The organism is Streptomyces sp. WM6386 (genome assembly GCF_000972385.1).
GTDB lineage: Bacteria > Actinomycetota > Actinomycetes > Streptomycetales > Streptomycetaceae > Streptomyces.
The window spans coordinates 24,309-45,719 of the sequence record NZ_JXTE01000063.1; the positions used below are offsets into that span (position 1 = coordinate 24,309).

Annotated in this window: 14 protein-coding genes; 8 read left to right on the forward strand and 6 right to left on the reverse strand. The window is 71.5% G+C overall.

The window, feature by feature from the left end; translation table 11 throughout:
- The first annotated feature begins 3 nt into the window (after window positions 1–3).
- Window positions 4–4,659 (forward strand): hypothetical protein, encoded by a 4,656-nt coding sequence (locus TN53_RS31180; RefSeq protein ID WP_046262090.1) that lies wholly within the window; start codon window positions 4–6, stop codon window positions 4,657–4,659.
- 33 nt (window positions 4,660–4,692) lie between these two features.
- Here the strand turns inward: TN53_RS31180 and TN53_RS31185 are convergent, their stop codons facing one another.
- On the reverse strand, window positions 4,693–5,235 hold the full coding sequence (locus TN53_RS31185) for a hypothetical protein (RefSeq protein WP_046262105.1): 543 nt from the start codon (window positions 5,233–5,235) through the stop codon (window positions 4,693–4,695).
- Window positions 5,236–5,654: 419 nt separating this feature from the next.
- Between TN53_RS31185 and TN53_RS31190 the strand changes: the two genes are divergently transcribed.
- From TN53_RS31190 to TN53_RS31210, 5 genes are all read left to right on the forward strand, one after another.
- Window positions 5,655–8,579 (forward strand): nitrate- and nitrite sensing domain-containing protein, encoded by a 2,925-nt coding sequence (locus tag TN53_RS31190; protein ID WP_046262106.1) that lies wholly within the window; start codon window positions 5,655–5,657, stop codon window positions 8,577–8,579.
- Window positions 8,576–9,010, forward strand: coding sequence for a roadblock/LC7 domain-containing protein (locus TN53_RS31195; RefSeq protein WP_046262091.1), 435 nt, complete (start codon window positions 8,576–8,578; stop codon window positions 9,008–9,010). Before TN53_RS31190 ends, TN53_RS31195 begins: the two co-directional genes overlap by 4 nt.
- Before the next feature lie 9 nt (window positions 9,011–9,019).
- A complete protein-coding gene (locus TN53_RS31200; RefSeq protein ID WP_046262092.1) occupies window positions 9,020–9,415 on the forward strand; it encodes a DUF742 domain-containing protein in 396 nt (131 codons plus the stop codon).
- Between the two features lie 219 nt (window positions 9,416–9,634).
- A complete protein-coding gene (locus TN53_RS31205; protein WP_046262107.1) occupies window positions 9,635–13,267 on the forward strand; it encodes a hydantoinase B/oxoprolinase family protein in 3,633 nt (1,210 codons plus the stop codon).
- Window positions 13,248–13,856: a GTP-binding protein gene (locus TN53_RS31210; RefSeq protein ID WP_046262093.1), complete on the forward strand. Its 609-nt coding sequence runs from the start codon at window positions 13,248–13,250 to the stop codon at window positions 13,854–13,856. Before TN53_RS31205 ends, TN53_RS31210 begins: the two co-directional genes overlap by 20 nt.
- Before the next feature lie 99 nt (window positions 13,857–13,955).
- Here TN53_RS31210 and glpK read toward each other — a convergent pair whose 3' ends face one another.
- The 5 genes from glpK to TN53_RS31235 form a co-directional block, all read right to left on the reverse strand.
- The gene (glpK, locus tag TN53_RS31215; RefSeq protein WP_046262094.1) at window positions 13,956–15,467 is read right to left on the reverse strand and encodes a glycerol kinase GlpK; all 1,512 of its coding nucleotides are present in this window, start codon (window positions 15,465–15,467) and stop codon (window positions 13,956–13,958) included.
- Between the two features lie 22 nt (window positions 15,468–15,489).
- The gene (locus tag TN53_RS31220; RefSeq protein WP_046262095.1) at window positions 15,490–16,215 is read right to left on the reverse strand and encodes an MIP/aquaporin family protein; all 726 of its coding nucleotides are present in this window, start codon (window positions 16,213–16,215) and stop codon (window positions 15,490–15,492) included.
- Between the two features lie 313 nt (window positions 16,216–16,528).
- Window positions 16,529–18,181, reverse strand: coding sequence for a GGDEF domain-containing protein (locus tag TN53_RS31225; RefSeq protein WP_046262096.1), 1,653 nt, complete (start codon window positions 18,179–18,181; stop codon window positions 16,529–16,531).
- A 122-nt stretch (window positions 18,182–18,303) separates the two neighbouring features.
- Entirely contained in the window at window positions 18,304–19,494 is a 1,191-nt protein-coding gene (locus tag TN53_RS31230) for a lipid-transfer protein (protein WP_046262108.1), read from the reverse strand.
- A complete protein-coding gene (locus TN53_RS31235) occupies window positions 19,491–19,919 on the reverse strand; it encodes a Zn-ribbon domain-containing OB-fold protein (protein WP_046262097.1) in 429 nt (142 codons plus the stop codon). Before TN53_RS31235 ends, TN53_RS31230 begins: the two co-directional genes overlap by 4 nt.
- Before the next feature lie 98 nt (window positions 19,920–20,017).
- Here TN53_RS31235 and TN53_RS31240 point away from each other — a divergent pair, with 98 nt between their 5' ends.
- Together TN53_RS31240 and TN53_RS31245 are read left to right on the forward strand one after the other, a co-directional pair.
- Window positions 20,018–20,827 carry a M15 family metallopeptidase gene (locus tag TN53_RS31240; RefSeq protein ID WP_046262098.1) on the forward strand — a complete coding sequence of 270 codons (810 nt, stop codon included), beginning with the start codon at window positions 20,018–20,020 and terminating at the stop codon, window positions 20,825–20,827.
- Between the two features lie 47 nt (window positions 20,828–20,874).
- Window positions 20,875–21,411, forward strand: a complete 537-nt coding sequence (locus tag TN53_RS31245; protein WP_046262099.1) for an NUDIX domain-containing protein — start codon at window positions 20,875–20,877, stop codon at window positions 21,409–21,411.

Sequence of the window (21,411 nt, forward strand, 5' to 3'; positions counted from 1 at the left end):
GCCATGTACGAGCTGTCCCGGGTCCGCCTCTACTCCATCGGCCCCGCCGGTGCGCGCTATGCCGACACCGTGCTTGACCTGCGCGGCGTCGGCGCGGAAGTGCCCGACCCCGCCCCCACCCAGGCGGAGTTCTTCGAAGACGAGCCTGTCGGCCCGCCGCGCCGCCCCGCGCCCGCCGGCGTGCTCTTCCTGGAGAACGGCGGCGGCAAGTCCGTACTGCTCAAGCTGATCTTCTCCGTCATGCTGCCGGGCCACCGCAACACCCTCGGCGGCGCCAGCTCCGGCGTGCTGCGCAAGTTCCTGCTCGCCGACGACTGCGGGCACGTCGCGTTGGAGTGGCAGCACACGCTGACCGGCGAGTGCGTCGTCGTCGGCAAGGTGAGCGAGTGGCGGGGGCGGCAGGTCTCCAACGACCCGCGGAAGTTCGCCGAGGCCTGGTACTCCTTCCGACCCGGGCCCGGACTGTCCCTGGACAACCTGCCCGTCGCCGAGTCCACCGCCGTACGGCCGGCCGTCGAGGGCGCCTCCGGAGCACTGGGCCGACGCCGCACCATGAAGGGCTTCCGGGACGCCCTCACCGAGGCGGGCAAGGCGTATCCGCACCTGGAGGTGCACTGGGAGGAGATCCACGACCGCTGGATCGAGCACCTCGGCGACCTCGGCCTCGACCCCGAACTCTTCCGCTACCAGCGGGAGATGAACGCCGACGAGGGTGAGGCCGCCGGCCTCTTCGCGGTCAAGAAGGACTCCGACTTCACCGACCTGCTGCTGCGAGCCGTGACCGACACCCGGGACACCGACGGGCTCGCCGACCTCGTCAGCGGCTTCGGCAACAAGCTGGGCCGCCGGGCCGAGTTGATCGCCGAACGGGACTTCACCGCCGGGTCGGTGGACCTCCTCGGGCGGATCGTCGAGGCCGCCGAGGCACGCTCACGCGCGCGTGACATCCACACCGCTGCCGAACGCCGTACGCGGACGCTGGCCCGCAGACTCTCCGCGCGCGGCGCCCGGGAGCGGGTGCGCTCCGCGGACCTCGCGCAGCGGGTCACGGCCGCGGCGTACGCGGTCACGCATGCCGAGGGCTCGCGGGAGCGCAGTGCGCTGATCGCGGCCGAACTCGCCTTCCGGCATGCCTCGTTGGCCCTGGCCGCCGCCGAGAAGTCCGCCGCCGCGCAGAAGCGCGAGCTCGCCGACGCGCGCACCCTGCACTCGGCCTGGCAGGCCGCAGAGGCGGTGCTGCGGCATCGTGCCGCCGCCGACCGCGTCGCCCGCGTGTCCGCCGCGATCCAGGAGGCCGAGCGGGACGCGGCCCCCGCGCTGGCCGCCCGGGCCAGGGCCGCCGTCGATCTCGTACGAGCCCTGCACGCGGCCGCGGAGAGCGCCGAGACCCTCGCCAACGAGGGAGAGGAGCGGTCCGCCGCTCTTCAAGAGGTCGGCGAGGCCGCGCACCGGGACGCCACCGTGGCCGCCACCGAGGCGCAGCGCGCCCGCAGCGAGGTCGGGCACCTGCGGCAGCGGCTGACCGAGGTCGAGCAGGAGACCACCGAGGCCGTGCGGGCCGGCTGGCTCGACGACAGCGCGCCCGACGCCGACCCGGCGCGCGCGGCCCTCGCGGCCAGCGACGCCGAGAAGACCGCCGTCGCCGCCTGGGACGCCGCGCGCGAGGCCTCGCACCGTGCCGGCGAGCACGCGCGCGAAGCGGGCTCCTCGGAGTCCCGCGCCGAGCTGACGGCAGCACGTGCCGCGGACGCGGCCACGGCCGCCGAGCGGTCCTACGAGGCCGAGAATCGGCTCGCCGAGGCGCTGGCGGCGGAGCCGCGACTCGCGGAGCTGCTCAGCCTGACCGGGGCCGCCGAGGCCGGGCACGGGGGAGTGCCGGCTCCCCGGGCGGGCGCCGACGGCGCGAAGAAGGACGGTCCGGCCGGGCGCGACGGGGCCGAGGACACCCTCACTCCCGAGGAACTCGACCGGTTCGCCGACGAGTTGCGCGAGCTGCTCGACGACGCCGTCTCCGCCGCCGAGCGCCACCTTTTCGAGCTGCGCACCGCCGCCGCAGACGACTCCCGGATCCTCGGCGCCCTCGGTGACGGCGGACTGCTGCCGCCGGGCCCGGACGTGCTGGCCACCGTGGAGTTCCTCGGGGAGCACGGCATCCCGGCGCTGCCCGGCTGGCGCTATCTCGCCCAGGCCGTCGACCCCGTCGACCACGCGCGCGTGCTGGCCGCCCGGCCTGAGCTGGTCGACGGCGTGATCATCACCGACCCCGACACACACGCACGGGCCCGCGAGACGCTCAGCGAGGCGGCTCTGCTCCCGCGGTCCGCCGTCGCCGTCGGTACGGCCGCCGCCCTGCTCGCCCCGACTCCGGCGCCCGGCCCCGGGAGCGAGGCCGTCTTCCTCGTACCGCCGAACCCGGCCATGCACGACGAGCACGCCGCCGACGAGGAGCGACAGACACTGCGGGCCCGGGCCACCGAGCGCGACGAGGAGATCCGCTCGCTCGCGACCCGGCTCGCCAAGGACCGGGAACTGGCCGCGCGGCTGGCCTCCTGGCGTACCGGCTGTCCGGCCGGGCGGCTGGTCGAGCTGGCGCAGACCGCGCACGACGCGCGCGCGTTCGCCGAGGAGTCGGAGGCCGAGCTGGCCGAGGCGCGGACCGTGCGGGCCGAGGCCGACGAGACCGCGGCCGAGGCCGTGCAGGTGCGCGACGAGCGCCAGGAGGCCGCCCAGAAGGCCCGGCGTGCCGCCGACGCCCTCGCAGGACTTGCCTTCCGGCTGCGTGAGCGGGCCGGCTGGCAGGTCAAGCTGCGCGAACTCGCCGACGAGGCCACCGAGTCGGAGGCCCGTGCCCAGATCTGTCTGGAGCGCGCCAGGGCCGCCGACGAGGACCGGCGTGCCGCTCAGCGGGCCGCCGACGACGCCCGGCGCACCGCGCGTGCGCTGCGCGCCGAGCGCTCGGAGATCGCCGGCGCCCCCGACGACGTGCCGGAGAGCGACGCCGACGATCCGAAGGCCTCGCTGCCCGCCCTGAGGGAGGCCTATCGGGCCGCCTCACAGCTGTACGAGAAGGTCGGCGTCGGCGCCGACCTGCGGGCCGAGCAGGCCCGCGCGGAGAGCGAGTCCAGCGCGGCTCTGGCCGACCTGGACCGGCTGAGCAACAAGGTCCGCACCCGCGCGGAGCAGCTCCTGCAGTCTCCCGACGGTTCCGACGGGCCGTCCCGGCAGGCCGCCGCCGCCCGCGCGGAGGAGTTGGTGCAGCTTCTGGAGACGCGGATGTCCACCGCGAGCGAGCAGCTCGGACGGCTGCGCGGTGAGGCCGAGCGGCACGCGCCCGAGGACGGTGCGGCGCACACCGAGCTGTCCGAGGAGCTGGAGCCCCGTGACGCCGAGCACGCACAGGTGCTGCTGCGCACGGCGACCGCCGGACTCGCCTCCCGCACCGAGGCGTTGACGCAGGCCAGGGAGGCGCACGCCGAGCTCCTGGACGCCCACCGTGCCGCCGAGGACGCGGCCGGCGGCTTCGACGAGATCGCCGCGATGCTGCGCGACCTGCTGCGCGAGCACACCCCCGACGAGGACCAGGAGGAGCCGGAGCCGTACCCGGGCAGCCCGGAGGAGGCCCGGCAGTCCGCCGCCGAGGCTCGCCGGTCGCTGCGCGGCTGCGCCGCCGACCTGTCCGCCGCCGAGGCCGCCGTACGCGAGGCGAGCGACATCCTCGTCCGGCATGCCAACTCCACGCGCTACGAGCAGGTCCGCACGCCGGCGCGCCAGCAGATCCGCGAACTGCCCGCGTCCGCGCTGCCGGAGCACGCCCAGAAGTGGGCGGACGCCTTCGCGCCCCGACTGCGGGTCCTCACGGACGAGTTGGCGCAGCTGGAGCGGAACCGGGACTCGATCGTCGACCGGTTGCGCGGGCTCGTCGAGTCGGCGCTCGCCACCCTGCGATCCGCCCAGCGGCTGTCCCGGCTGCCCGAGGGGCTCGGCGAGTGGTCCGGGCAGGAGTTCCTGCGGATCCGCTTCGAGGAGCCCGACCAGGCGACGCTGACCGAGCGCCTGGGCGAGGTCATCGACGAGGCCACGCGCGCGGCGGTGAAGAGGAACTCCGATCTGCGGCGCGACGGAATGTCCCTGCTGCTGCGGGGAGTCGGGGCCGCGCTGCAACCCAAGGGGATCGCCGTGGAGATCCTCAAGCCGGATGCCGTGCTGAGGGCCGAGCGCGTGCCGGTCGGGCAGATGGGCGACGTGTTCTCCGGTGGCCAGCTGCTCACGGCGGCCATCGCGCTGTACTGCACCATGGCCGCGCTGCGGTCGAACGACCGGGGCCGCGACAAGCACCGGCACGCGGGCACGCTCTTCCTGGACAACCCGATCGGTCGTGCCAACGCGACCTATCTGCTGGAGCTCCAGCGGGCCGTCTCGGATGCCCTGGGCGTCCAACTCCTGTACACCACGGGCCTGTTCGACACCACCGCACTCGCCGAGTTCCCGCTGGTCATCAGGTTGCGCAATGACGCCGACCTCCGGGCGGGCCTGAAGTACATCAGCGTGGAGGAGCACCTCCGCCCGGGACTGCCGCAGCAGCCCCGTTCGGAGGAAGCGGGCCACAGCGAGATCACGGCGACACGGATGTTCAAGCGGCCGACGCCGACGACGTCCTGAGGGCAGGGCCGGTGCGTGGGGCGGTGGCGCCTGTCAGGAGTGTGACAACTGCCCCGCGCCGCCCCGCCGCTGTATCCGGGCCTGTGCCCGCTCCGCGGACCGCGCCTGGCGCCGGGCCCTGCGCCGCTCGCGCCGCAGGGCCCGGGCGGTGCTGCTCGGGGCCGACACGACGCCGTTGCGCTGGTTCCACACCTGACGGGTCACCCAGATGTCCAGGGCGCCCCACGTCGCCACCACGGTGCTCGCCACGCTGCTGAGGACCATCGGGAACGCCAGCCAGGATCCGGCCAGTGTGTACAGGAACGCCACCATCGCCTGGACCAGCGTCACGGCGATGATCAGGACCGCTCGCACCGACGACCTGCGCACGGGATCGGGCATCCGACGCCGCGGCGCGGCCTCGTCGATCCACAACGGCCGGTAGTACAACTCCTCTTCCGACGTGGCATGTTCGGTGGACCCGGTCTCGCTCTCGTGCGCTGGAATGCCGCGATCCAGTGCCTCGGGCCTCCGCTGCTCCGTCAAGCGCGCCGCAGCGCCGTCCACGAGCGCCTCTTGCCGCTCCGCCGTGCCCATCAACGTGTCACTCCCCACCGCCGGCAGACCCCTTGCTCCGTGTGCGAACACACGTCTCCCCAGTGGCTGCCCGGCTTGCGCTGTTTTACGCCGCCCGGGTGCGGGATGCGGCTCGTGTGGCCGATTCTGCACCCATTTCCCGAAGAGAAGGACGAACGAGACGCTGTGAAGATTCCCAAGAAACGAAAAATTCTGGCCAACTGGTCAGCCGTTACGGCCGGATCCGCATGAGCCGTCGAAGCGTGTTTCGGGGAGGCAATCTCCCGCAATGCCCGGACAACTCACCATCTCGCTTCACCGGTACGGAAGTTCGCCTTCCGGACGGGTCTTCGGGTTAACTGCGTGACGGTAGTAGGCTCGCGCCGTTTGTTGACGTACATGTGTACCCCCGGCCGGCGGGGGTCGATCTGGGGGAGGCCATGCGCTTTCGCGGGAAGTCGATCCGCCGGAAGATCGTGGCGCTGCTTCTCGTGCCGCTGGTGTCCCTGACAGCGATCTGGGGCTTCGCCACGGTACTCACGGGACGGGCGGTCGCCCAGCTGTTCCAGGTGTCGACGGTCGTCGAGGACCTCGGTTATCCCACCGAGGACGCCGTGCGCGTCCTGCAGCAGGAACGCCGCCAGACCCTCGTCTATCTGGCCGACCCACGGGCCTCGGACGCGCTCGCCGCGCTCCGCGAGACCCGCACGGCCACCGACGACGCCATCGCCAAGGTCCGTCAGAGCGCGAAGGACCCCGACGTCCGCGATGGCGTGGACGAGGACGACGAGGAACGTCTCACCGCTGTGCTGGACGCCTTCGACGGCGTGGACTCCCTGCGCCGCAGCGTCGAGGAAGACGCGGTGAACCGGGCCCAGGCCCTCGAGCGCTACAACCGCCTCGTGGATCCCTGCTACGCCCTGCTGGCCTCCCTCGACGGGGTGGACAGCGTGGAGATGGACAAGCAGGCCCGCGCCCTCGTCAACATCACCCGTGCTCGCGAACTCCTCTCCCGCGAGGACGCCCTGCTCGGCTCCGCCCTCGTGGTCGGCGATCTGACGCATGGAGAGATTCGCGAGGTCTCCGACCTGATCGCGCAGCGCACCGTGCTGTACGACATCAGCGTGCCGGTGCTGCCCGCGGCGGAACGCGAGCGCTACGACCGGTTCTGGAAGAACGCGTCCACCGCGTCGCTGCGCTCCGCCGAGAAGATCGTCGTCGACTCCGAGCCCGGCACCCCCCGCTTCATCACCGCCAAGAGCTGGGACGCCACCGCCGCCAGCGTGCTCGAATCACTCGCCACCCTCAACGACCAGGCGAGCGACCGCTATCAGGACCGGGTGCAGCCCGTCGCGATGGGCGTCATCGTCAAGGCGGCCGTCGCCGGCGTCCTCGGGCTGCTCGCCCTGCTCTTCTCGGTCGTCCTCTCCGTGCGCGTCGGCCGCGGTCTCATCCGCGACCTGCGGCAGCTGCGCCTCGAGGCCCACGAGGCGTCCGGCGTACGGCTCCCGAGCGTCATGCGCAGGCTGTCCGCGGGTGAACAGGTCGACGTGGAGACCGAGGTCCCGCGTCTGGAGTACGACAAGAACGAGATGGGCGAGGTCGGTCAGGCCCTCAACACCCTGCAGCGAGCCGCCGTCGAGGCCGCCGTCAAGCAGGCCGAACTCCGCGCCGGGGTCTCCGAGGTCTTCGTGAACCTCGCCCGCCGCAGCCAGGTGCTCCTGCACAAACAGCTCACCCTGCTCGACACCATGGAGCGCCGGACCGAGGACACCGACGAACTCGCCGACCTGTTCCGCCTCGACCACCTGACCACCCGTATGCGCCGCCATGCCGAGGGCCTGGTGATCCTCTCCGGCGCCGCCCCCTCCCGGCAGTGGCGCAAGCCCGTCCAGCTCATGGACGTCGTACGCGCAGCCGTCGCCGAGGTCGAGGACTACGAGCGCATCGAGGTCCGCCGGCTGCCGCGGGTCGCCGTCACCGGTCCGGCCGTCGCGGACCTCACCCATCTGGTCGCCGAACTCCTGGAGAACGCCACGGTGTTCTCCCCGCCGCACACCGCCGTCCAGGTGCTGGGCGAGCGCGTCGCCAACGGCTTCACCCTGGAGATCCACGACCGCGGCCTCGGCATGGCGGCCGACGCCCTCCTGGACGCCAACCTCCGGCTCGCGGAGACACCGGAGTTCGAGCTGTCCGACACCGACCGGCTGGGCCTGTTCGTGGTCAGCCGGCTCGCCCAGCGGCAGAACGTCCGGGTCTCGCTCCAGCCGTCGCCGTACGGCGGCACGACGGCCGTCGTGTTTATCCCGAACACCCTGCTGACGGACGACATCCCGGACACCAATGGCCTCGGCTTCCGCCTGGACCGCCCCCAGCCCTCCAAGGAGGCCGAGCTGGAGGAGGCCCGCCGGGCCCACCTCGCCCACGTGGCGGTGCCGCTGCCCGGCCTCACGGGAGGGCTCCTGGACGGTCCCGTCGAGCTGGAGGCGCCCGTCGACCTGGACGCCATCGACGACTTCCCCGGCGCGCTCGACGACGAGGACAGCGAACGCGGCGGACTGTTCCGCCCGCGCCGCGCCCTGGTCCGCACGGACACCACCCAGGGCGAGGACCGCCACGACGCCCCCGACCACGACCTGAACGCCCCGGTGCCGCTGCCCCGCCGCCACACGCCCAAGCTGGTCAGCTCGCACGGCCGTCCGGTGACCGAGCAGCGGGAGCAGAGCGACGACGAGGCGCCCGCGGGCCCGAACCGGTCGCTCCCCCAGGATGCTCCGCCGCTGCCCGCCCGCAGGCGCACGACGGGGCCGCAGCGCCGCGCCACCGGTGTCGCCGACCGCCTGGACGAGCAGCGCGCCGAAGCCCCCACGACCACGGGGCGCGAACTCGGCGGAGCGCCGCAGGGCACTTCCGCCCTCCCCAGGCGCACCCGGCGCGCCGAGATCGCGTCGAGCGGCGCGAGCGAGTCCTTCACGGCCGCTCCAGAAGGCGTCGCACCCCACCGGAGCGGCCCCGGCGCCGCCCCGGAGCGGACCCGCTCGCGCCCCGTGCCACAGGAGAGCGGTGCCGGGGCCACGCCCCAGCCGATCGGACGCGGCGCCACGCCAGGGGAGACCGCCCCGGGCACCGGCCCGCTGCCCCGCCGCGTACGCCAGGCCAACCTGGCCCCGCAGCTGAAGCAGAGTCCGGCCGGGCGCCGCACCGACGACAGCACGGGGTTCGACGAGCGGGACGCCGACCAGGTACGCAGCCGTATGGCATCGCTCCAGCGCGGCTGGCAGCGCGGCCGTGCGGAGAACGACGCCGTGGGCGATGACACCCACAGCGGCACAGCACCACGAGGAACTAAGGGGGACGGTCGATGACCGCACCGAAGGCGACCGGCCACAGCACAACCAACTCCGGCGAGCTGAACTGGCTCCTGGACGACCTGGTCGACCGCGTCGCAAGCATCCGCAAGGCCGTCGTGCTCTCCGGCGACGGACTGGCGACGGGGGTGTCCAAGGACCTGACGCGGGAGGACGGCGAGCACCTGGCCGCCGTCGCCTCCGGCTTCCACAGCCTCGCCAAGGGCGTGGGCCGCCACTTCGAGGCGGGCAACGTCCGGCAGACGGTCGTCGAGCTCGACGACGCCTTCCTGTTCGTGACGGCCGCCGGCGACGGCAGCTGCCTCGCCGTCCTCTCCGACGCGGACTCCGACGTCGGCCTGGTCGCCTACGAGATGACGCTCCTCGTCAAGCGGGTCGGTGTACATCTGGCATCCACTCCGCGCACCGATCTGCCTCAGGGCGGGTAGTGAGATGACATGAGCACAGACGGTCAGGGAAGAAGCCACTGGTTCGACGACGAGGCCGGACCGGTCGTCCGTCCGTACGCCATGACCCGCGGCCGCACCACCAGTGCGGCCCAGCACCGCCTCGACCTCATCGCGGTGGTCGTCGCGGAGGCTCAGGCGGACGACCCTGAAGGCGACCACACGCTGTCCCCGGAGCACGTGGACATCGTCGACCTGTGCCGGGACGCCCCGCAGTCGGTCGCCGAGCTGTCCTCCGAACTCGACCTGCCCATCGGCGTGGTACGGGTCCTCGTGGGTGACCTCGTGGACGCGGAGTTCGTCCATGTGAACCGGCCTGTGCCGCCCGCCGAGCTGCCGGACGAGAGCATTCTGCGCGATGTGATCAACGGCCTCCGGGCGCTCTGACCGGGTGCCCCGCCCACGAAGGCGGCCGTTCCCCCGGCGCCGCGAGCCGCTCACGGACGGCCCTGGGGAACGTGGCCGCGCGCCCGCCTTCCGGCCGAGCGGACCGGGCGTCGCAACAGTGCTCCCGATATGATCTGACTGATCGTCGACGACCATCCGCAGACGGTCTGCCGCCACTCTGCGGATACGGTGCCGAACAGCGCGATCGGGGAGACGGACGTGACGACAGGCTGGCAGTTCTGGGTCGACCGGGGCGGCACCTTCACGGACATCGTCGCGCGTCGCCCGGACGGCCGACTGCTCACGCACAAACTGCTCTCCGACAACCCGGCCCGCTATGGCGACGCGGCGGTCACCGGAGTCCGTGAACTGCTGAACGGCTCCCAGGACCCCGTGGAAGCCGTCCGCATGGGCACCACCGTCGCCACCAACGCCCTCCTGGAACGCAAGGGCGAGCGGACCCTTCTGATCGTCACCCGCGGTTTCCGCGATGCCCTGCGCATCGCCTACCAGAACCGCCCCCACATCTTCGCCCGCCGCATCGAACTCCCCGCGCTGCTGCATGAGCGGGTCGTGGAGGTCGACGAGCGCATCGCCGCCGACGGCACCGTCCTGCGCGCCCCCGACCTGGACGCCCTCGCCGGTCCTCTCCAGGAGGCGTACGACGACGGGATCCGCGCGGTGGCCGTCGTCTGCATGCACAGTCACCTCCACCCCGCCCACGAACAGGCCGTGGGACAGCTGGCCGCCCGGATCGGCTTCCCGCAGATCTCGCTCTCCAGCGAGGTCAGCCCGCTCATGAAGCTGGTCCCGCGCGGGGACACCGCTGTCGTCGACGCCTACCTCTCGCCCGTGCTGCGCCGGTACGTCCAGCACGTCGCCGACGAACTCCACGGCGTACGGCTGATGTTCATGCAGTCCAACGGCGGTCTCGCCGAGGCCGGTCAGTTCCGCGGCAAGGACGCCATCCTGTCCGGTCCCGCCGGCGGGATCGTCGGCATGGCCCGGATGTCGCGACTCGCCGGCTTCGACCGTGTCATCGGCTTCGACATGGGCGGCACCTCCACCGACGTCTCCCACTTCGCCGGCGAGTACGAACGCGTTTTCACCACACAGATCGCCGGCGTCCGGCTGCGCGCCCCCATGCTCGACATCCACACCGTCGCGGCGGGCGGCGGCTCGGTCCTCCACTTCGACGGCTCCCGCTACCGCGTAGGGCCGGACTCGGCGGGCGCGGACCCGGGCCCCGCCTGCTACCGCGGAGGCGGCCCGCTGGCCGTCACCGACGCCAACGTCATGCTCGGCCGCATCCAACCCGCCCACTTCCCCATGGTGTTCGGCCCCGACGGCGACCAGCCCCTCGACGCGGAACTCGTCCGTGACCGCTTCACCGCCCTCACGCGCGAGATCCGAGAGCGGACCGGCGACGAGCGCACACCCGAGCAGGTCGCCGAGGGCTACCTCCAGATCGCGGTCGCCAACATCGCCAACGCCGTGAAGCGGATCTCCGTCCAGAAGGGCCACGACGTCACCCGCTACGCCCTCACCACCTTCGGTGGTGCAGGCGGCCAGCACGCCTGCATGGTCGCCGAGTCGCTGGGCATCCGCACCGTCCTCGTGCCGCCCATGGCCGGTGTCCTGTCCGCACTCGGCATCGGCCTCGCCGACACCACCGCCATGCGGGAACGGTCCGTCGAGGCCCCCCTGGAGACCGCCGCGATGCCGGGCGTCCTCAAGACCGCCGACGACCTGGAGAGCGCCGCCCGCGCCGAACTCCTCGCCGAGGACGTCCCCGACGACCGGATCCGCATCACCCGACGCGCCCAACTCCGCTACGACGGCACCGACACCACCCTCACCATCGAGCTGACCGAGCGCGGCGAGATGCGCCAGGTCTTCGAAGCACGTCATCGCGCCACGTACTCCTTCACGCTCGACCGCCCGATCGTCGTCGAAGCCCTCTCCGTCGAAGCCACCGGCATCACACAACCCCCCGATCTCTCGACCCTCACCCCGTACCAAGGCCGCACGGCCGCTCCCGGAACCGTCCGCCTCCACACGGGCGGCGCCTGGCGCGACGTACCCCTCCATCGCCGCGAGGATCTGCCACCCGGCGAGATGGTCACCGGCCCCGCGATCATCACCGAGGCCGGCGCGACGACCGTCGTCGACGACGGCTGGCAGGCCGTTTCGCGAGACGACGGGCACCTGGTCATGGAACGCACGGCGGTTACGGAGAGTTCCGATCTCGACACGAAAGCCGACCCGGTTCGTCTCGAGGTCTTCAACAACCTCTTCATGTCCATCGCCGAACAGATGGGCGCCCGCCTCGAATCCACGGCCCAGTCCGTCAACATCAAGGAGCGCCTGGACTTCTCCTGCGCCCTCTTCGACCCGGACGGAAACCTGGTGGCCAACGCCCCACACATCCCCGTCCATCTGGGCTCGATGGGCACCAGCGTCAAGGAGGTCATCCGGCGGCGCGCCGCCGGGATGCGGCCGGGGGACACCTACGCGGTCAATGACCCGTACCACGGCGGAACCCATCTGCCGGACGTCACGGTGATCACCCCGGTCTTCGACACCGAAAGCACGGAGAGTGACCGGGAGCTCCTCTTCTACGTCGCCTCCCGAGGCCACCACGCCGAGATCGGCGGCATCGCCCCGGGCTCCATGCCCGCGAACAGCCGCACCATCGAGGAGGAGGGAATCCTCTTCGACAACTGGCTGCTCGCCGAGAACGGACGCTTCCGCGAGGACGAGACACGCCGCCTCCTCACCCAGGCGCGCCACCCCTCCCGCAATCCGCAGACCAACCTCGCCGACCTGCGCGCCCAGATCGCCGCCAACCAGAAGGGCGTCGACGAAGTCGCCCGCATGATCGAGAACTTCGGCCTCGACGTCGTCCAGGCGTACATGCGACACGTCCAGGACAACGCCGAGGAAGCCGTACGCCGGGCCATCGACGCCCTCGACGACGGCGAGTACGCCTACGAGACCGACTCGGGCGCCGTCATCCGCGTACACGTGCGCGTGGACCGCGACAACCGCTGCGCCACCGTCGACTTCACCGGCACCTCGGGCCAGCTGGACAGCAATTTCAACGCCCCGTTCGCGGTGGTCAACGCGGCCGTCCTGTACGTCTTCCGGACCCTCGTCGCCGACGACATCCCTCTCAACGACGGCTGTCTGCGCCCCCTGAGGATCGTCGTGCCGCCCGGCTCCATGCTCGCGCCGCAGCCGCCGGCCGCCGTCGTCGCCGGCAACGTCGAGACCTCCCAGGCCATCACCGGCGCCCTCTACGCGGCGCTCGGCGTCCAGGCCGAGGGCTCCGGCACGATGAACAACGTCACCTTCGGCAACGCCCACCACCAGTACTACGAGACCGTCGCCTCCGGATCCGGCGCGGGCGACGGCTTCCCCGGCGCACCCGTCGTCCAGACCCATATGACCAACTCACGGCTCACCGACCCCGAGGTCCTGGAGTGGCGACTGCCGGTCCGGATCGACGAGTTCGCCGTACGGCAGGACAGCGGAGGCGCCGGGCGGTGGCGCGGCGGGGACGGTGCGGTGCGCCGCATCCGGTTCCTGGAGCCCATGACCGTCTCCACTCTCTCCCAGCACCGCCGGGTGCCGCCGTACGGCATGGCCGGCGGCGCACCCGGCGCGCTGGGCGCCAACCGCGTGGAGCGCGCGGACGGCACGGTCACCGACCTCGGCGGCAGCGACGCGGCCGACGTCGGCCCCGGCGACGTACTCGTCATCGAAACCCCCGGCGGCGGAGGCTACGGCCCACCGTCGCCCCACCCCCACCAAGCAGGAGAAGAGACCGATGATCTTCGGGCGTTCTGAGCGCGGCAAGCCCCCGGTCGAGCCCGTCACGTTCAAGATCCTGGTGGCCGGCGGCTTCGGCGTGGGCAAGACCACGCTCGTGGGCGCGGTCAGCGAGATCCGACCGCTGCGCACCGAGGAACTGCTCACCGAGGCAGGACGCCCGGTCGACGACATCAGCGGTGTCGAGAGCAAGAGCACCACCACCGTGGCCATGGACTTCGGGCGCATCACACTCCGCGAGGACCTGGTGCTGTATCTCTTCGGGACCCCCGGGCAGGAACGGTTCTGGTTCATGTGGGACGAGCTCTCCGAGGGCGCGCTCGGTGCCGTCGTGCTCGCCGACACCCGCCGCCTGGAGGACTGCTTCGCCGCCGTCGACTACTTCGAGCGGCGCTCCATCCCCTTCGTGATCGGCGTCAACTGCTTCGAGGGCTCTGCCCGTTACCCCGTCGAGGAGGTCCGCCAGGCCCTCGACCTCGACGAGGACGTACCGCTCCTGCTGACCGACGCCCGCGACCGCGCGTCGGTCAAGGAGGTCCTCATCGGCGTGGTCCGGCACGCGATGGCCTACGCGGCGGAGCGTCGCCAGACCGCCGTCACGACCTGACCCATGGGTACGGCCCGTACCCCCGCCGACCGGGGTACGGGCCGCGTTTCATGAGCACCACGCGCGCGTGCGGTCGTAGTGGCGCACGCACGCGTGCCGCTAGTTCTCCCCGTCCTCCTGCCAGCCGAAGCTCTTCTCCACGGCCTTGCGCCAGTTGTGGTACTCACGGTCCCGCACCGAGGACTCCATGGCGGGCGTCCACTCGACGTCCTTCTGCCAGTGCGACTTGAGCTGGTCCAGGTCGTTCCACACGCCCGTGGCCAGCCCGGCCGCGTAGGCCGCGCCCAGGCAGGTCGTCTCGGAGACCTTCGGGCGGACCACCGGCACGTCGAGTACGTCCGCCTGGTGCTGCATCAGCAGGTTGTTCTTGGTCATGCCGCCGTCGACCTTCAAGGTCGTGATGTGCACTCCGGAGTCCTGGAACATGGCGTCCACGACCTCGCGCGTCTGCCAGCTCGTCGCCTCCAGCACGGCGCGCGCGAGATGTGCCTTCGTCACGTACCGGGTGAGCCCGGTGATGACACCGCGCGCGTCGGAGCGCCAGTAGGGCGCGAACAGACCGGAGAACGCGGGCACGATGTACGCCCCGCCGTTGTCCTCGACACCCGCCGCCAGCGGCTCGATCTCGTCGGCGGTGCGGATGATGCCGAGCTGGTCCCGGAACCACTGGACGAGCGCGCCCGTTATGGCGATAGAGCCCTCCAGGCAGTAGACCGGCGCCTCACTGCCGATCTTGTACCCCATCGTCGTCAGCAGCCCACTCTTCGACGGCACCGGGCGGTTGCCGGTGTTGAGCAGCAGGAAGCTGCCCGTGCCGTAGGTGTTCTTCGCCGTGCCCACGTCGTAGCAGGCCTGTCCGAAGACGGCCGCCTGCTGGTCGCCGAGGGCCGAAGCGACCGGCACACCGGCGAGCTGGCCGACAGCGGTGCCGTACACCTCGGCCGAGGACCTGATCTCGGGCAGGACCGCCTCGGGGATGTTCATCGCGGAGAGGATGGACTGGTCCCACTGGAGGGTCTCGAGGTTCATCAGCATGGTGCGGCCGGCGTTCGTGACGTCCGTGACGTGCCGTCCGCCGTCCGTGCCGCCGGTGAGGTTCCAGATGAGCCAGGAGTCGACGGTGCCGAAGGCGATCTCGCCGTTCTCGGCACGCGCGCGGAGCCCGGGCACGTTGTCGAGCAGCCAGACCGCCTTCGGCCCGGAGAAGTAGGTGGCCAACGGCAGCCCGGTCTGCTCACGGAAGCGGTCCTGTCCGTCCGAGCCGCCGAGTTGATGGGTCAGCGCCGCGGTGCGGGTGTCCTGCCACACGATCGCGTTGTGCACGGGCTTGCCGGTGGCGCGGTCCCACAGGACCGTCGTCTCGCGTTGGTTGGTGATGCCGAGCGCGCTGAGCTGGTCGGCGCGCAGCCCGGCCTTGGCGATCGCCCCGGCCACCACCGCCTGCACCTTGGACCAGATCTCGGTGGCGTCGTGCTCCACCCAGCCGGGCTTGGGGAAGATCTGCCGGTGCTCGCGCTGGTCGACGGCGACGATGGCGCCGTCCTGGTTGAAGACGATGCAACGGCTGGAGGTGGTGCCCTGATCGATCGCGGCGACGAACTTGTCCGTCATGACGTCCCCTTCGTCGGATGCTTCAGAACGCTGCGTTGAAGATGACCCCGGACAGAGCTCCGCCGATCAGCGGCCCCACCACCGGGATCCACGCGTAACCCCAGTCCGAGGTGCCCTTGTTGGGGATCGGGAGCAAGGCGTGGGTGATGCGCGGGCCCAGGTCGCGGGCCGGATTGATGGCGTACCCCGTCGGCCCGCCGAGCGACAGACCGATGCCGACCACCAGGAACGCGACGATCAGGACCGTGGTGCCCGACGTACCGAGACCCTCGGTCAGACCGAAGGCGAGGATCGGCAGCACCAGGCCGACGGTCGCGATGATCTCCGTGATGAGGTTCGCCACGGGATTGCGGATCGCGGGCGCGGTCGAGAAGATCCCCAGCGTCGGCTGCGCCTTGTCCTCCTCGGCATTGGCCTGGAACTGCGCGTAGTAGACCAGCCAGCACAACACCGCACCGAGAACGGCGCCGACCATCTGTCCCGCGATGTAGATGTGGACCTGGTCCCAGTCGCCCGTGTCGATGGCGATCCCCAGCGTCACCGCCGGATTGAGGTGGCCGCCGGACAACGGCGCGGCGGTGTAGGCCCCGGCCAGCACGCCGAAACCCCACCCGAACGCGATGACGACCCAGCCCGCGTCCTTCGCCTTCGAATAGTTCAGTACGACGGCGGCGACCACTCCCGCGCCGAAGAGGATCAGGATCGCGGTTCCGATGATCTCACCGAGAAATACGTCTCCGTTGCTCATGGCGGCTCCTAGGCCCTGGCCCGGGGTGATCGACCCCGGTCCTCCGTGCAGGGTGCGTTTCCCATGGCGACTTCAGCCGAAGGCAGGGAGATCCCGCGCCCCGCTCGGCGTCCGTGACGAGCGTGCCGTTGCAGCCGAATCGCCCGTGGGGGAACGGACCTTGACTCGGGGGGCCCGCGCAGCGCAGTGCGTGGATACGCCGAGAATGTACGACGATGTCGGCTGACATCGGAAGTGTTCACCGGTGTCCAGGGGGCGTCAAGGACGCGGACGGCAACGGTTGGGGGCACGAGCCCTCTTCGTGGTGAGCGGCTCAGCCCGGGCCGGGCTCCGCCACCCCGCATCCCACGGGCGCGGCGGAGGCCTGCGCCCCGCGCCGGACCTCGTGACCGGGCAGGCCCGCACGGCCCAGCACCCAACTCGCCCCACCGATCGACTTCGCGGCCTTCTTCAGCGGCGCCAGCCAGGCCGCCGCCTGTCGGTGGTCCGTGACACTGCCCGGTGTGCACAACACCGTGGCCAGGGACAACGACACCGCACGCCCGCCCGCGGACCAGGGCGCGTCCAGCACCGAGGCAGCCACCGGATCCAGCCCGTCCGGATCGGCCAGCACGAGGAAGTCGTCCCCTCCGATGTGACCCACGTGAGTGCTGCCCGATGCCGCATGCTGCAGCGCCCGCCCCACCGACCGGATCAACTCGTCGCCCGCCGCGAACCCGGCCCCGTCGTTGACCTGCTTGAAGTGGTCCACGTCCAGCCAACTCAGCGCGAACGTCCGTCCGTCCGCGATCCGCCGGTCCACCTCACCGGTGATCGCGTCCGAACCAGGCAGCCGCGTCAGCGGATTGAGACCGGCGGCCTCCTCCACCCGGGACTCGGCCAAGGCCCGTACGAGGTCGGCGAGACGTACGACGCCGACGCACCGGCCGTACCGGTCGACGACGGCCACGTCGTCCGAGGTGCGGTCCCGCTCGCCGACCGCCACCACGTCGAGCACCTCCCACGCCGTGGCGTCGATGCCCACCGTGCGCGGCGGATCGCCCAGCTTGGCGGCGGGGCGATCGGCGTAGAGGGCGTGCCCGTAGCGCCCCGACATCGACAGCAGGAAGCGGGAGCGGTGCACCGACCGGACCGGAACCCCGTGCGCGTCCACGAGCAGTACCCCGGACACCTCCGGCGACCCGGTCAGCAGCGCCCGCACACGGCCCGCGGACGCGGTGGCGGCCAGCAGAGCGGCGGGCCGTACGAACTGCCGAACCGACGGCCCCGACCGTGACGGTGCGGAGGCGCCGGGGGAGCGGGGCGGAACGTACACGTCCGCGGCGGGCAACCGGGCCGGGGGAGCGAACAGGTTGCCCTGCGCCAGCTGCGCGCCCGCCGACACCGCGGCCGCACACTGGAGTTCGGTCTCCACGCCCTCGACCGACAGCAGCGCCCCCAACTGGTCGCACAACGTCCGCATCGCCCGCACCGCCGCGGGCCGGGCCAGCAGCGAGGCGTCGAGCTTCACCAGGTCGGGCGCCAGGTCGGTGAGCAGTCGCAGGGGCACGTCCCCGTCCCCGACGCCGTCCGCGCCGATGCGGAAACCCTGGCCGCGCAGCGCGCCCACCGCCTCGAGCAGCGCCTGCTGCGGCACATGCGTGTACGGCGGCCCGACGTCGATCGTCACCTCCCAGGGGAGCCTGCCCGCCGCACGCACCGCGGTGTGCAGCGGGGTGAGCCCGCCGAGGTCGGCGAGGGTGCCGGCGAACACGTTGACGTGCAACGGCAGCAGCGTTTCCCTGCGTGCCGCCGCCCGGACCGCCGACACGGCCAGCCTGCCGTCGAGTTCCGGATCACGGCGGGCCTCGGCCAGGATGTCGCCGGTCTCCGGTCGGGCGAGTATCTCCAGAGCCGCGACCCCTCCCGTCGTCAGGTTGACCACCGGCTGGAAGGCGAAGCGGAGAGTGTCCGTCCAGGAGTGCACGGCAGCATGATGGCGCCGCGGGCGCCGGCCCGAGCGCAGTTCATGAGACGTTCACGCAGGATTCCGGGGCGATCACGGAGCGTATGAGAAAGCCCTTGCCCCGCCCGGTGGTCCGTTGGGTCTCACCGCACCGCGACCACGGCCGAACCGTGCCCGAACAGCCCCTGGTTCGCCGAGATCCCCACCCGCGCCCCGGCCACCTGCCGGTCACCCGCCGCACCTCTCAACTGCCAGGTGAGCTCGCACACCTGGGCGATCGCCTGCGCCGGCACCGCCTCCCCGAAGGAGGCCAGCCCGCCACTCACATTCACGGGTGTGCGCCCGCCCAGAGCCGTCGCACCCTCCCGCAGCAACTTCGCCCCCTCACCCTCGCCGCACAGCCCGAGGTCCTCGTACCACTGCAACTCCAGGGCGGTGGAGAGGTCGTAGACCTCGGCGAGGGATACGTCCTCGGGCCCGACACCCGCCTCCTCGTAGGCGGCCCGGGCGATCGACTCGCGGAATGTGTCGTCGCCGGGCTCCACCGCCGCCGCGGAGTCCGTGGCGATGTCGGGCAGATCCAGCACCGTGCTCGGGTATCGCGGCGTCACCGTCGACACCGACCGGATCCGCACCGGCGCCGCCGTCCCGTGCCGCCGCGCGAACTCCATGCTGGACAGCACCACAGCCGCCCCGCCGTCCGAGGTCGCGCAGATGTCGAGCAGCCGGAGCGGATCGGCGACCACGGCGGAGGCGGCGACCTCCTCGGCGGTGACCCGCTTGCGGTAGCGCGCGTTCGGATTCAGCGCTCCCATGGCGGCGTTCTTCACCTTGACCTGCGCGAAGTCCTCCGGTGTATCCCCGTGCACAGCCATCCGTCTGCGCGCGTACAGCCCGAAGTACGTCGGATTGGTGGCTCCTAGGACGCGGAACCGGAGCCAGTCCGGATCGTCGGGCCGATCGCCGCCCGCCGGCCGGAAGAATCCCTTGGGCGCCGCGTCGGCACCCACCACGAGCACCACGTCCGCGAGCCCCGAAAGGATCTGCGCCCGCGCGGTGTTGACGGCCTGCGCCCCCGACGCGCATGCCGCGTACACGCTCGTGACCCGTGCCCCCTGCCAGCCCAGCGCCTTCGCGAAGGTCGCCCCGGCCACATACCCCGGATAGCCACCACGCACCGTGTCCGCCCCGACGATCGAACCGACGTCCCGCCACTCCAGCCCGGCATCGGTGAGCGCCGCGCGGGCGGCCGCCACTCCGTACGCGACGAAGCTCCGGCCCCACTTGCCCCACGGGTGCATGCCCGCACCGAGCACCGCCACCTCTCCCGTCATGCCGTCACCCCCGTCGTCGGCTGCCACCGCCACGTCGTCCACAGCGTCTCCGCGTCCTCATGGAGCACACCGGGAACGATCTCCACCTCCATGCCCACCGCCAGATCGGCGACAGCGAGCCCCGGAACACCCTGCCCCAGCACCACGATCCGCTCGGCCTCCAGCTCCACAGCGATCAACGCGTACGGCTCCCACGAAAGTTCCGGATCGGTCACATAGGGTGACGGAGGCCGGTACCGGCTGTCCGTGTAGGACCACACCCGCCCGCGCCGCGACAGCGGAACCTCCTCCAGCTCGCCCCCGGGGCACGCGGGATTGCGGCAGTGGGTGTCCTCGCGAGGGAAGAAGACCGAGGCGCAGGCCGAACAGCGGGTGCCGAGGAGATGGAAGTCGCCCTCCTCGCCGGCGAACCAGCCTGCCACCACGGGCGTTCGCGCACGTGACACAGTTCCTCCCGGGCATAGGATCTGACGGAACGTCAGAAGTGTGTCACGGGAGGCCGGAGATGGGCAGAGGCAGAGGCATGACACGACTCTCCAGCGCAGTACGCGGCCTGGTCACCACGCTCGCCGCGCTGCTGACCGTGACCACCGCCGCCACCACCGCCCGGGCGACACCGGAACCCAAGGCGCCGAAGGACTTCGTCGCGCTGAGAACCGTGGACCCCACGATCATCCAGGAGATGCGCTACTTCACCCCGCACAACTTCGTGGGAGAACGCGTCGACGGATACGCGCAGCCGATCTGCATCCTCACCAGACCCGCCGCCGAGGCCCTCCACCAAGCCCAAACGAAGCTGCTCCGGCAGGGCTACACCCTCAAGGTCTACGACTGCTACCGACCCCAGCGCGCGGTCGATCACTTCGTCCGCTGGGCCAAGGACCTCGACGACCAGGCCATGAAGGCCGAGTTCTACCCGAACGTCGACAAGACCCGTCTCTTCACCGACGGTTACATCGCCGAGAAGTCCGGCCACAGCCGCGGCTCGACCATGGACCTCACCATCGTGAAGCTCCCCGCGAAGCCGACGCGGCCCTACCGACCCGGCGAACCCCTCGTCCCCTGCTACGCGCCCCAGGACGAACGCTTCCCCGACAACTCCGTCGACATGGGCACCGGATTCGACTGCTTCGACACCCTCTCCCACACCCTCGACCCCCGCATCCAGGGCGCACAACGAGACCACCGGCTCCTGCTCAAGACCACCCTGGAAGACCTCGGCTTCGTGAACCTGGCCGAGGAATGGTGGCACTACACGTTCAAACCGGAGCCCTACCCGGACACCTTCTTCGACTTCCCGGTGTCCTGGAAATCCCTCACGAGCAAACACTGAGCAGCCCCCGGAAGACGCCCTTCCTATGATCGGATACAGTCCGCCGCGTGTCCGAAACCCAACACCCCACCCCCAACTCCGCGCCCGACTCCCACTGTTCGAGCTGCGGAGCGCCCTACGGAGAGGGCGTCTCCGGTTGGCCCCGCACCTGTCCCGCCTGCTCCACCGTGGCCTACCGCAACCCGCTGCCCGTCGCGGTGGCACTCCAGCCGGTGTACGACACCAAGGGCGCCGCCCTTGTCGTCGTCACCCGAACCATCGCCCCCGCGCGCGGGGGCATCGCACTGCCCGGCGGTTACATCGACGACCGGGAGGACTGGCGCCAGGCCGTCGTCCGTGAACTCAAGGAGGAGACCGGCATCGACGCGGCGAGCCGCGACGTACGTCTCGTCGACGCCATGAGCTCGCCCGACGGCCACCTCCTCCTGTTCGGGTCCCTTCCGGAACGCCCGGCGGAGGGCCTGCCCACTTCCGCCGCGACGGACGAGACGGAGGGCTGGCATCTCCTGCGCAGGCCCGAGGAGCTTGCCTTCCCCCTGCACACACGTGCGGTACGGGCCTGGTTCGAGGGCCGGTACATCTGA

Excerpts from the sequence above, each read along its gene's own strand:
- TN53_RS31180 (WP_046262090.1), top strand. The coding sequence starts at position 4 with ATGTACGAGCTGTCCCGGGTCCGCCTCTACTCCATCGGCCCCGCCGGT.
- TN53_RS31185 (WP_046262105.1), bottom strand. The coding sequence starts at position 5,235 with ATGGGCACGGCGGAGCGGCAAGAGGCGCTCGTGGACGGCGCTGCGGCG.
- TN53_RS31190 (WP_046262106.1), top strand. The coding sequence starts at position 5,655 with ATGCGCTTTCGCGGGAAGTCGATCCGCCGGAAGATCGTGGCGCTGCTT.
- TN53_RS31195 (WP_046262091.1), top strand. The coding sequence starts at position 8,576 with ATGACCGCACCGAAGGCGACCGGCCACAGCACAACCAACTCCGGCGAG.
- TN53_RS31200 (WP_046262092.1), top strand. The coding sequence starts at position 9,020 with ATGAGCACAGACGGTCAGGGAAGAAGCCACTGGTTCGACGACGAGGCC.
- TN53_RS31210 (WP_046262093.1), top strand. The coding sequence starts at position 13,248 with ATGATCTTCGGGCGTTCTGAGCGCGGCAAGCCCCCGGTCGAGCCCGTC.
- glpK (WP_046262094.1), bottom strand. The coding sequence starts at position 15,467 with ATGACGGACAAGTTCGTCGCCGCGATCGATCAGGGCACCACCTCCAGC.
- TN53_RS31220 (WP_046262095.1), bottom strand. The coding sequence starts at position 16,215 with ATGAGCAACGGAGACGTATTTCTCGGTGAGATCATCGGAACCGCGATC.
- TN53_RS31230 (WP_046262108.1), bottom strand. The coding sequence starts at position 19,494 with ATGACGGGAGAGGTGGCGGTGCTCGGTGCGGGCATGCACCCGTGGGGC.
- TN53_RS31240 (WP_046262098.1), top strand. The coding sequence starts at position 20,018 with ATGACACGACTCTCCAGCGCAGTACGCGGCCTGGTCACCACGCTCGCC.